This window comes from Sinimarinibacterium arenosum, from assembly GCF_005047655.1.
Lineage (GTDB): Bacteria > Pseudomonadota > Gammaproteobacteria > Nevskiales > Nevskiaceae > Solimonas.
The window spans coordinates 37,297-48,134 of the sequence record NZ_SUKF01000013.1 but is presented as its reverse complement, the minus strand read 5'-3'; the positions used below and the strand labels follow the sequence as shown (position 1 = coordinate 48,134).

Genomic DNA, 10,838 nt, shown 5'->3' with positions numbered 1-10,838 from the left:
TTACATCGAGGTCTTCTACAATCGAACCCGACGTCACAGCCATCTCGGCGGCGTCAGTCCCGAGGCCTTTGAACAGGCTGCTTTGTGAGGCGCCGGATTGTCTACTGCTCTGGGGGAAGTCCACACGGACGGTGTTGCTGATCCAGCGCCATCAACGCTCCAGGCGGGGTGGCAGGCCTTCATGGAAGCTGGGAACTACACCACCTTCGCGACGCTGACCTTTCGGTCTGCCGTCTCCGCGTCTGCCGTCTCCGCGTCTGCTGCCCGTGCTTGGCTGGGGCGGGTTTCTCGGAGTTTCGGCGGGCGCCGCTGGTATCGACATCGGCCGCCCGATCTGGAATGGGTCTATGTTCTGGAAACGACGCTCGCGGGCCACTGGCATGCACACTTACTGTTGAAAGCGCGTTGTCGTGATGTATCGCATAAGGACTGTCGCTGGATGGAGGGCGCCTGGCGTCGGCACGGGATTGCGCAGGTTGCGGCAGTCGACAATCTGGCCGCGGCAAGTCGCTATCTATCCAAGCACATCGCGCCTGGGGCGGAGCCCGAACTCAACGGTATGACGACGCGCTGAACCTGATTCGCGGTACCTGATGGAAGCCCCTGCTGAGCGCAATGTGTCGCAAGGGGTGGTGGGTTGGCAGGCGCAAACCGAGTGCGACCGCCCCGGCCCTTGTCGGATTCCTGTTGCCTGGTGATTCTCCTGTCATGAGTAAGTGGCGGCGTTTGTACCAATAGCTGAGCGCGGGAGGGGCGCCTACTCGTGCAGGTTTGCGGTGCCGAGCGCCGCCGTGGTCTGACGTTCAAGTTCAGTGGCGATGTGCGCAAGTTCAGTGGCCGCCGCTGAGGGGTGATGGGCGGCGAAGTTGTCTGCCAGCGCGCGGTAGTACCAAAGCACAGCGTCGCGATCCGCCGAGAATCGATCGAAGACCGACAAACCCACCTGCCGCAGATCGGATGAGATCGATCGCGCGTTGTGGATCTTGTCGCAGATCGAGACCAGCGCGGCGCGGGCGTCAACCTGGGGGATGTGGTCGATATACGCGACCTTGCGCTGTTTCCAAGGCGGTTTGATACCGGTGCCGTTGCCTTCTGCGTCGGTGCAGCTGGCCACGATCCGCGTCACTTCTGGCCCGAAGCGCGAGCCGATTTCAGCATACGCCTTGTCGGCGCCACCTAGCTTGTGGGCCTGGTCTTCCACTAGATCGTGGAGCACGGCCGCGATCGCCTGACTTTCATCACCGCCGAATTCCAGGACGAGGCCGGCGACGCTCAGCAGGTGGCCGATGTACGGAATGTCCGTGCCTTTGCGGACCTGATCGGAATGCAGATCGGCAGCCAGGGCGATTGCTTCCTGAAATTTTGCAGTCAACATTATTCTCTCCTGTGAGTGCTGGCCCGGTCAGCGGCGCCAGTCGTCGAGCTTTCGGTTGGGTCGGAAGGCTCCGCATATCATTCAAAGCGGAGAGGAGCCGTTGTCCAGGCAGGCCAAACTGTGGTGGTAATTTCTTTGTTGGCGTCTTGATGCCGCGGATTCAGCCAGCCCTTGCCAGAGAGTTCTGTCTGGTGCCCCGTCGGAGCGCCGATAGGGGACAGCTCCACGAGGCGCAGCTCGTAGTGGACCGAGGCGCATCAAGTTGCAGTATCCATGGTGCCTGGGGCCGGATTCGAACCGGCAACCTGCCGCTTATCTAGCGGACCCTTGCGGGACGGTTTATAAGGCCGCTGCTCTACCTTTGAGCTACCCAGGCGCAACAGCTGCGTTGCTCCCTAGGTATTCGAATAACTAGTGCGTCCATGGTCTGAGTATGATCTGTCGGCTTCGGCAGTCAAGTTCCGGTCTTGTTCGGCAACAGTGGCTGACGGTCAGTCATTTGGTGACCGACGCGGTCGGTCGTCCGACGAGGCCTCGGGCATCTTCGATCGCAATTGGTCCAAGTAGTCCGCCCACGCCTGCATCATTTTTCGCCGTTCGGGAAGGTGCTCGGCATAGTTGTATGCACCTCGGACTTTGTCGCGTTCGCTGTGGGCGAGCTGGCGTTCAATCGCGTCTCGGTGCCAGCCTTGCTCATTAAGCAGAGTGGATGCCATCGACCGGAAGCCGTGGCCGGTCATTTGCTCGGAGGTATAGCCCATGCGGCGAAGGGCGGCGAGGACTGTATTTTCGCTCATCGGTCGCTGATGACTGCGGACACCAGGGAAGACGTAGCGGCCAGTGCCGGTAAATGCGGAAAGCTCCCTCAGGATCTCGATGGCCTGAGTTGAAAGGGGCACGATATGGAGGGCGCGCGCTTTCATTTTCTCTGCAGGAATTCGCCATTCCGCCGTATCGAGGTTGACTTCAGACCACTCTGCATGACGCAATTCGCCCGGGCGAACGAACAGAAGCGGGGCGATCTGTAGTGCGCATGCAGTGATGAACGAGCCTTTGTATGCGTGAAGATCGCGGAGCAGGGCGCCGATTTCTCGAGGATCGGTGATCGACGCATGGTGTTTCTGGCGCGTTGGTGGAATGGCGCCCCGCAGATCTGCAACAGGATTGCGTTCTGCTCGGCCGGTGGATATGGCGTAGCGGAATACCTGCGCGCAGTTTTGCCCTGCCCGATGTGCGGTCTCCAGCCGACCGCGGCCTTCGATTCTCTGCAGAACCGTCAGTAGCTCAGGGGCTGTGATTTCAGCAATTGGACGCGTTCCAATCCACGGAAAGACGTCCCGCTCCAGTCGTCGCTGGATCTTGTCTGCATGTCCGGAAGTCCAGGTGGGGCGAAATTTTGCAAGCCATTCAATGGCGACCGACTGAAAGGAGTTCTCAGTCGAGGCCGCGACCGATGCCTTTGCCAGAGTGCGGTGTGCGTTTGGATCAATTCCCTCGGCCAAGAGGCGTCGCGCCTCAGCGTGGCCCTCGCGGGCGCGCTTCAGGCCAACGGCGGGGTAGGCACCCAACGAATGGGTGTTTTCGCCCCCGCGGAATCGGTATTTGTAGCGCCACAGCTTGCTGCCGTTCGGCATGACGTGAACGTAGAGACCACCGCCATCTGTCAGTTTCCACGGTTTAGCGCGCGGCTTTGCCTTTCTGATAGCTGTATCGGTGAGGCTCATGAATGGGGGTATCGACGTCGTGGGTGAGCCATGATACCCCCAATGCTACCCCCATATCGGGCTGGATTTGGCTGGACTGGGATGAACTCGTGTGGATGCCGGACAATAAAAAACCCCTTATTTCTAAGGGGTTAGTGTACTTCTGTGGACATCTATAGACGACGAATTGGTGGAGGTGGCGGGAATTGAACCCGCGTCCGCAAGCTCGTAGCCCTCGGCTCTACATGCTTAGCCTGTCTTTAATTTTCGTCAACAGCTGCCGAACAGGCACGGAACGCTGTCGCTTATCCCCTTAAGGTTTTTGCAGATCGGCCAAGGGCGGACGTCACTGCGATCCGATGTAAGTCGACGTCCCAATCTCTCCGGCATCGGAACCAGGGAGTGAGACGCTCGCCGGATTTAGGCGGCGAGGGCGTAGTTGGAGTCGTTCGCAACTAGCTTAGGTTGCCACAGGATTAACGAGGACGTGACGCCTCGGCATGCACCTCGGATTCCGTAACCCACGTCGAAGCCGGTCACCCCCGAAGAACTTCTCCAGTCTACCAGTTAATGGGATGGGTGAGGAGAAATTCAAGTAGAAGTGCTTCATGCCTGACGAGCGACTTTCCTTGAGTAGGAATTTACTGCGCATATTGCGGACCATGAATCTGATGCGAATTCGATGCTCAAGACGCTTATGTGTCTGCAGCGGTTTGATCGAGGGTGGATATCGGGGCGATTACATCAGTAGGCGATTGCCGCGCAATGCCGAATACTGTGCGCTGCGCTTAAGCGTCAGCAGAGCCCTTCAGGCCGGTCAGCCGCGTCAGGGTAACTATGCCTTGTGGCGCATCAGCCGTTCTTTCTGGCGCTGCCAATCCTTTTCCTTGATGTCGGCGCGCTTGTCGTGTTGCTTCTTGCCCTTGGCCAAGCCCACTTCCAGCTTGGCGCGGCCGCGAGTCCAATGCAGGTCGAGCGGAATCAGGGTGTAACCCGCGCGTTCGACCTTGCCGATGAGGCCCGCCAGCTCGCGTTCGTGCAGCAGCAGCTTGCGCGTCCGTGTTGCGTCGGCGATTTCATGTGTGCAGGTCTGCTTCAGCGGAGTGAAATGCGCGCCAATCAGGAAGGCCTCACCGTTCTTGAGGGTGACATAAGCCTCGGTGATCTGGGCGCGACCCGCGCGCAAGCTTTTGACTTCCCATCCCTGCAGCGCGAGCCCGGCTTCGTAGCGCTCGTCGATGTGGTATTCGTGGCGTGCGCGACGGTTCACGGCGATCTGCCGCGCAGCCTGTTCTTCCTTCTCGGATTTACTCATAGGGTGATTATAGGAGTTCACCGCCTTCGGCAGGCTAGACTATCGGCCTGGGCGGTGTGGCGGTTATCAGGGCAGGGGGTTGCGTGATCGAGTTGGCCGGATCAGGACGGGCAAGGATGGTGGCGTGAATATTCGCGAGAGCAGCTACGGCTACTGGTCGTCATCGCGCAGTTTCCTGTGGGTCGCGATTGGCGCGACCGTGGGCATCAGTAACCTGACCCGCGTGCCGTACCTGATGAGCGAATACGGTGGCTTGGCATTCCTGCTCGTATACGTCGGCGCATTGCTGGTGATCGGTATGCCGTTGCTTGCCGCCGAGTGGATGCTGGGGCGCTGGATGCGCAACGACTTGGTCGCTGGTTTCCGCCTGCTGGCGGAAACCGCGCACGCGCGACGCAGCTGGTCCTGGCTGGGCCTGATGGCGCTGGGTGGCGGTGTGTTGATTCTTTCGTACTACAGCGTCATCGCCGGATGGAGCATGGCGTATACATTTCGCATGGGTGCCGGAAACTTCAGCGGCATGAGCGATACGGATGCAGCAGGTGTGTTTCTGTCGCTTGCGCGTGATCCGGAGCGAAGCCTGTCCTGGCACACGATTTTCATGATCATCGTTTGTGTTGTGGTTGCTCACGGGTTTCGAGAGGGTGTGGAGCGCGCTGCTCTTCGAATGATGCCGGCCGCGACCATGCTGGTGCTGTCGTTGTGCGCCTACGCGATCAGCCGCGGCAACGCGATGACGACGGTGCATTATCTGCTGGATCCTGACTTCGGCAAACTGGGCTGGCGCGGCACACTGGAGGCGATGCATCAGGCGTTCTTCACGCTAGCGCTAGGCGTCGGGGTGATGATCAATCTGGGCGTGTATCTGCCGGCGAGTGTGGCGGTCAAGCGGCTGGCGTTGACTTTGGTGATCGTGGACGTTCTGTTCAGCCTGATCGCAGGAATCGCGATCTTTTCGATCATCCTGTCCGCAGGGCTGCAGCCGGCGCCGGGGTTGGCGCTGATTTTTCAGGTGCTGCCGCGCAGTCTGCCGGCCGGCTTGGGTGGGGTTCTGTTTGGCGTCGGCTTCTTTGTGGCGCTGTTTCTGGTGACCTTGTGCTCCGCCACGGCGATGCTTGAGCCGTTGACCAGATATTTGATGGACCGGTTGCGTTGGACGCGGGTATTTGCCGCAACCAGTGGGGCTTTGTTGGTCTGGTACCTGGGCATTGGCAGCTTGTTGTCGTTCAGCGTGCTGCAGAGCGTGGAGGTATGGGGGCGAAACTTCTTCGAATGGGTGCAGTTCCTCACAACCAGCCTGCTTGCCCCGGCAACCGGACTTTTGGTCTGCGTGTTTGTCGTGAGTATCATGCCGCGCGAGCTGGTGTCCCACCTCTGGGGCGAGCGTGACCGCTGGCTTTATCGCACCTGGTATCTGTTGCTGCGTTACCCGGCGCGTTTGGGCCTTATCGTTATTTTGTTGTATGCCACCGGTCTGATCGACCGGATCATGGCAATCTGGAATGATTGATGCCGATCGTTGAACGAACTGCGTTGCTGCCCTTCGGGGCGGCTGAGCTGTACGCCATGGTAGGGGACGTGGAGTCTTATCCGGCATTCGTCCCGGGTTGTGTTTCGGCACGCATTGAGCAGGGTCAGGGTGAGCTGATTCAGGCCCGTCTTGGATTCAGGGTGCGTGGTCTGGAGGATAGTTTCGTCACACGCAACCGGATGGAACCTGCGCGCAGCATTCAGATCGAAATGCTCGAGGGGCCGTTCCGTCAACTGCGTGGCGGCTGGTCATTTCTACCGCTGGACGAGCGCGCATCAAAGGTACGGCTCGATATGTCAGTCGATTTCGGCAGCCGGGTTCTGGAGTCGGTGCTGGCGCCCTGGATCGATCGCGCCGTCAACGATGTTCTCGCAGCGTTTACATCAAGAGCAAAGGCACTGTATGAGCAAGGGTGATCTGATCTCGGTTGAAGTCGCTTATGCACGACCGGATGAGCAGGTGATTCTGAAGATTGATGTCGAGCCTGATGCCCGAATTGCAGACGCGATTGAGCGCTCGGGTATCTGCCGGCGTTTTCCGGAGATCGATCTGGCACAGGTTAAGGTTGGACTCTGGAGTCACGTCGCGCGACTGGAAGATCCGGTCAAGGCTGGCGATCGTATCGAAATCTACAGGCCGTTGATCGCCGATCCCAAAGAGGTCAGGCGTCAACGTGCGGCCAAGGCCGCACGACATTAGAAGGCCCCGCTCTGCTGTGATCCTGCGCAAGTCCAGGATCACAGGCGGGTCTTGGTGACTGCAGGCATTACTGCGGGGTAATCACGACGCCGGATTCGTGCTTTTCAGCATCCGCATCTCGTGCGTCCTGCGAAGCGGCCTTCTTTTCTTCCCCAATGACGGTCTTCAAGTCGGGGTTCTCAATGCCGGCCGTGTTGCGAACCGGTTCGACGCCCTCCATTTTCGACAAGGTGTCGTCGCTGAAATACAGCGTGACGGTGCGTTCGGAGACCTTGCCGCGGGGTGATTTGTAGTATCCGATGTAATCCCAGCGGTCGGTGCGGAACGGGCTGGCCGCCAATGGCGTGCCCATCAGATACACCACCTGTTCACGCGACATGCCCAGCTTCAGCTGGTCAAGCTGCTTCTGTTCGATGACGTTGCCCTGCCGGGTGGGCAGTTTGTAGATGATCTGACAGCCAGCCAGCAGGGCCAGAATCCCGAGTACGAGAGCAAGACGCATCGATTTACCCGATTGTTGGAAGAATTGACGTGATCACCGCACATTCCACTGCGTCGCCACTGTACCTGCCGGAATCCGGCGGCATTGCGGCGTGATCTGCATGAAGGGTGCGCGTCAGCTTGTTGGTCCGTTCAGATCCGCATTTGGTTCAAAAACTCCGAATCGGAGCGGTGGCGCACCTGAGTTGCGGATGTTCTAGGGTTCAAACTTTCGGTGAGCACGTCAATAATAGCGGAAACACCGACAATGGGCGCATGCCGTGGAATCATCAGACCTTCGTAACGCCGGTCTCAAAGTTACTCTGCCTCGGCTCAAGATTCTCGAGTTGCTGGAAAACAGCGATGCGCGGCACATGTCCGCCGAGGACATTTACCGCAAGCTGATGGATGTCAACGAGGACGTGGGGCTGGCAACCGTCTACCGGGTGCTGACCCAGTTTGAAACGGCAGGTCTGGTCCGCCGTCATCATTTTGAAGGGGGATCGGCCGTATTCGAGCTAGAGCGCGGCCATCATCACGACCATATGGTGTGCCTGGAAACCGGCAAGGTGACTGAATTTGTCAGTGAGGACATTGAAAAGCTTCAGAGTCAGATCGCCGAGAAGCACGGCTATCTGGTCGAGGATCACAGTCTGGTACTGTACGTACGCCCCAAGCGCAAGGTGTGAGGACGCAATGAACAGGTTCAGGATGCTGGCTGTCGCGGCGATGCTGGTGTTACCGCAGCTGACTTTTGCAGCGGACGATGATCAGAGTCTGGGTGAGTCGATCCGGGACGGTGCAAAGGCGATCGGTCACGCCACGCGGGACGTCGCGAAGGACGTTGGCCACGCGACGCGCGACGCGGCCAAAGAGGTCGGGCATGCAACACGCGACACGGCGAAAGAAGTGGGTCACGCCACCCGTGATGTCGCCAAGGACGTCGGTCATGCCACGGCCGATGCGGCCAAAGATGCGGCTACGGCGGTGGATAAAGCGGTTTCGCCGGACGACTGAGGCTCCGCCGCCGCGCGCGAGCAGGGGGCTCAGCTCGCGTTGGCTGCGCGTTCCAGCAAGTCACGTGCGTGCGCCAGCGCTGCGCTGGAGATTTCTACGCCACCCTGCATGCGTGCCAGTTCCTCGATCCGCTGCTCGTCGTCAAGCCGCACGACCTGGGTGAAGGTGTTTCCGCCGCGGACCTGCTTGCGAATCTGGTAATGCTGATGGCCTTGAGCCGCGACCTGCGCTAGATGCGTCACGCTCAACACCTGTCGGTCGGAGCCTAGCGCGCGCAACTTCTGGCCGACGATCTCGGCGACTGCGCCGCCGATTCCCGCGTCCACTTCGTCGAAGATCATTGTCGGCGTGCCGCCTCGATGTTGGCCGGCCACTGACAGTGCCAGCGATACGCGCGACAGCTCGCCGCCCGAGGCAACTTTGGCCAGCGGTCGCAGCGGCTGCCCGGGATTGGCGCTGAAATCAAATCGAATATCGTCGCTGCCATGGACCCGCAATGGTCCCTGCGGGTTGCTGTCGACGGCGATCTGGAACTGGGCGTTGGGCATGCCCAACTGACGCACGATTGCGGTCACTTCCTTGGCGTGGCGCTGCGCACTCTTATGCCGGGTGGCGGAGAGTGCGGCAGCAGCGCTGCGATAGTGACGCTCGGCGGCATCGCGCTGCTGTTGCAGTGCCTGCAGCTGCTCGGCGCCGTTCTCAATTGAATCCAGCTCCTGGCCGAGCGCGCTGATATGGGCCAGCAGTGCGTCGGGGCGTACGCGATGTTTGCGCGCCAGGTCGTGAATGGCGCCGAGGCGCTGTTCGATCTGATAGAGACGTTCCGGATCAAGGTCCAGGTGGTCCAGCAGCTGGCGTGCGCCGTCGGCCGCGTCCTGGACCTGTGCCTGCGCCGTGGCGATGACATTCGCAAGCTCGTCAAAACCCTGATGCAGGGGCGCCAGCTGCTGCAAGGTACTCAGGCATTCGCTGAGGCGATCGTAGACGCTGTCGTCGCCGCTGTAGAGGAGCTCTTGCACCCGCCCGCCATCCCGCAGCAGCTGTCCGGCATTGGCCAGCGACTTGTGCTCCTGATTGAGCTGGTCCAGTTCATCGTCCGCGAGTTTCAGCGCACGCAGCTCGCTGACCTGGTAGCGCAGATAGTCGAGCTGGCTCGGGTCGCGACCTGCCTGTTGTCGAAGCTGTTCGATCTGGTTGTCGATCGCAGCAACCTGAGCGTGCGCATCGGCCACGGCGGCCAGCAGCTGTGCGTGATTTCCAGAGACATCCAGGAGTTCGCGCTGAATCTCGCTACGCAGCAGCGTCTGGCTTTCGGACTGACCGAAGATTTCGATCAGCAATTCGCCCAGTTCGCGCAGCTGCGCGGTTGTGACCGCGCTGCCGTTGACGAATGCGCGGGTGCGCCCATTGGCCTGCACGATGCGCCGGATCAGCAGTTCGTCCGGCTGTTCGGGATCCAGCAGCGCCTGTTCCTCCAGCCAGCCAGTGGCGGCCGAGGCCGGTTCGAGTTCAAAAGCGGCGCTGACTTCCGCGCGTTCCTGGCCAGCGCGAACCAGCTGGGCGTCAGCGCGGGTGCCGATAATCAGGCCGATGGCGTCGACCAGGATCGACTTGCCTGCGCCAGTTTCGCCGGTCAGGACACTGAAACCCGCGTCCCACTCCAGGCTCAGCGAGTCGATCACCGCAAGATTTGTAATCGTGAGGTTTTTCAGCATGTTGAATGCTGTTCTTAAAGTTCGTCGGGGCGCAAGGCGGGGCCGCGGCCCCAATGAAGTTTATTGCGCAAGATATTGAAGTAACTATAGGTTTCAGGATGAATCAGGCGCATTCGCGCACTCGCGCGGCGTACCTCCAGCACATCACCGCTGCGCAGGCTGTAACTGCTCTGGCCGTCGCAGGTACACATCGCGGCGGTCGATTCGTCACCGAGCAGAACGATTCGCACGGTCTGATCGGCTCCGACCACAATCGGTCGATCCGACAAGGTATGCGGGCAGATCGGGACCAGCGTGATCGCCTGCAGTGACGGGTGCAGTACCGGCCCACCGCTGGACAGGGCGTAAGCGGTCGAGCCTGTCGGCGATGCCACGATGAAGCCGTCGGCGCGATGCAGCGAAATGAATTCGCGATCCAGCCAGGTTTCGAATTCCAGCATGCGGATCGCCGCCTGATTGCGGATGACGACGTCGTTGATCGCCAGAAACGGGCCGGCATGGCCGTCGCTGGTGTGAATCCGCGCTTCCAGCAGCAGGCGATCCTCATGGGTGCAGCGGCCGGAGATGACAGCGGCCAGTGCGTCACGCATGTCTGCAGGCGGGACATCGACCATGAAGCCGAGCCGCCCGAGGTTGATCCCCAGAATCGGCACATTGTGCGGTGCCAGGCTGCGCGCCATCGACAGCAGGGTGCCGTCACCTCCGACAACGATGCCCAGATCGCATTGCGTTGCGAGTTGCTCGCGGCTGACCCTCCGGCACTGCTCGGGGCAGGATTCAAGACCCGGCGCATCGCGCTCGATCAGCACCTGGCGGCCGAGTTCCGTGAGGATTTGGCACAGTTCGAGCAATGTCGTGGCGACGCGCGGGTCTCCACGTCTGCCGATGACACCAATGGTGCGAAAATCGAACATGAAGCTGGCGGTGCTGGGGAATGCACAAGGTATCACGAATCGGTTTGATCCAAGCCGGCGCGGCCTATTGAAAAACGCACGCAAGTGCC

At 60.3% G+C, this 10,838-nt stretch carries 13 protein-coding genes, 1 tRNA gene and 1 other RNA gene; 7 read left to right on the top strand and 8 right to left on the bottom strand.

From position 1 onward, the window contains the following. Both E4T66_RS21895 and E4T66_RS21920 read left to right on the top strand, forming a co-directional pair. On the top strand, positions 1-88 hold an 88-nt coding region (locus E4T66_RS21895; RefSeq protein ID WP_367396750.1), incomplete at its 5' end, for an IS3 family transposase. A 93-nt stretch (positions 89-181) separates the two neighbouring features. Next, on the top strand, positions 182-574 hold the full coding sequence (locus tag E4T66_RS21920) for a rolling circle replication-associated protein (RefSeq protein ID WP_441347707.1): 393 nt from the start codon (positions 182-184) through the stop codon (positions 572-574). A gap of 183 nt (positions 575-757) precedes the next feature. Here the strand turns inward: E4T66_RS21920 and E4T66_RS20710 are convergent, their stop codons facing one another. The 5 genes from E4T66_RS20710 to smpB all read right to left on the bottom strand — a co-directional run bounded on the left by E4T66_RS20710 (position 758) and on the right by smpB (position 4,393). Then, positions 758-1,375: an HD domain-containing protein gene (locus E4T66_RS20710; RefSeq protein ID WP_136851941.1), complete on the bottom strand. Its 618-nt coding sequence runs from the start codon at positions 1,373-1,375 to the stop codon at positions 758-760. A gap of 274 nt (positions 1,376-1,649) precedes the next feature. Next, positions 1,650-1,751: transfer RNA gene (locus E4T66_RS20705), tRNA-OTHER, on the bottom strand. 115 nt (positions 1,752-1,866) lie between these two features. Next, positions 1,867-3,099, bottom strand: coding sequence for a tyrosine-type recombinase/integrase (locus E4T66_RS20700; protein WP_136851939.1), 1,233 nt, complete (start codon positions 3,097-3,099; stop codon positions 1,867-1,869). A 167-nt stretch (positions 3,100-3,266) separates the two neighbouring features. Beyond that, positions 3,267-3,622, bottom strand: a transfer-messenger RNA (tmRNA) gene (ssrA, locus tag E4T66_RS20695). Positions 3,623-3,913: 291 nt separating this feature from the next. Beyond that, complete coding sequence (gene smpB, locus E4T66_RS20690; protein ID WP_136851937.1) at positions 3,914-4,393, bottom strand: SsrA-binding protein SmpB; 480 nt, start codon at positions 4,391-4,393, stop codon at positions 3,914-3,916. A 124-nt stretch (positions 4,394-4,517) separates the two neighbouring features. Between smpB and E4T66_RS20685 the strand changes: the two genes are divergently transcribed. From E4T66_RS20685 to E4T66_RS20675, 3 genes are read left to right on the top strand one after another with little or no spacing between them, the layout of a single operon-like run. After that, positions 4,518-5,903 (top strand): sodium-dependent transporter, encoded by a 1,386-nt coding sequence (locus E4T66_RS20685; RefSeq protein ID WP_136851935.1) that lies wholly within the window; start codon positions 4,518-4,520, stop codon positions 5,901-5,903. Further along, positions 5,903-6,340, top strand: coding sequence for a type II toxin-antitoxin system RatA family toxin (locus E4T66_RS20680; RefSeq protein ID WP_136851933.1), 438 nt, complete (start codon positions 5,903-5,905; stop codon positions 6,338-6,340). The genes E4T66_RS20685 and E4T66_RS20680 overlap by 1 nt, the downstream gene beginning before the upstream one ends. Next, positions 6,327-6,623, top strand: a complete 297-nt coding sequence (locus tag E4T66_RS20675) for an RnfH family protein (RefSeq protein WP_136851931.1) — start codon at positions 6,327-6,329, stop codon at positions 6,621-6,623. Before E4T66_RS20680 ends, E4T66_RS20675 begins: the two co-directional genes overlap by 14 nt. A 67-nt stretch (positions 6,624-6,690) precedes the next feature. Here E4T66_RS20675 and E4T66_RS20670 read toward each other — a convergent pair whose 3' ends face one another. After that, positions 6,691-7,125 carry an outer membrane protein assembly factor BamE gene (locus E4T66_RS20670; RefSeq protein WP_136851929.1) on the bottom strand — a complete coding sequence of 145 codons (435 nt, stop codon included), beginning with the start codon at positions 7,123-7,125 and terminating at the stop codon, positions 6,691-6,693. Positions 7,126-7,384: 259 nt separating this feature from the next. On the opposite strand from E4T66_RS20670, the gene fur reads away from it, so the two are divergent. Both fur and E4T66_RS20660 read left to right on the top strand, forming a co-directional pair. Next, complete coding sequence (gene fur, locus E4T66_RS20665) at positions 7,385-7,792, top strand: ferric iron uptake transcriptional regulator (protein WP_136851927.1); 408 nt, start codon at positions 7,385-7,387, stop codon at positions 7,790-7,792. Positions 7,793-7,814: 22 nt separating this feature from the next. Then, positions 7,815-8,120 (top strand): hypothetical protein, encoded by a 306-nt coding sequence (locus E4T66_RS20660; protein ID WP_211243060.1) that lies wholly within the window; start codon positions 7,815-7,817, stop codon positions 8,118-8,120. A gap of 29 nt (positions 8,121-8,149) precedes the next feature. Here E4T66_RS20660 and recN read toward each other — a convergent pair whose 3' ends face one another. Together recN and E4T66_RS20650 are read right to left on the bottom strand one after the other, a co-directional pair. After that, the gene (gene recN, locus E4T66_RS20655; protein ID WP_136851925.1) at positions 8,150-9,835 is read right to left on the bottom strand and encodes a DNA repair protein RecN; all 1,686 of its coding nucleotides are present in this window, start codon (positions 9,833-9,835) and stop codon (positions 8,150-8,152) included. A 14-nt stretch (positions 9,836-9,849) separates the two neighbouring features. Further along, positions 9,850-10,749, bottom strand: a complete 900-nt coding sequence (locus E4T66_RS20650) for an NAD(+) kinase (protein WP_136851923.1) — start codon at positions 10,747-10,749, stop codon at positions 9,850-9,852. Positions 10,750-10,838: the final 89 nt, after the last annotated feature.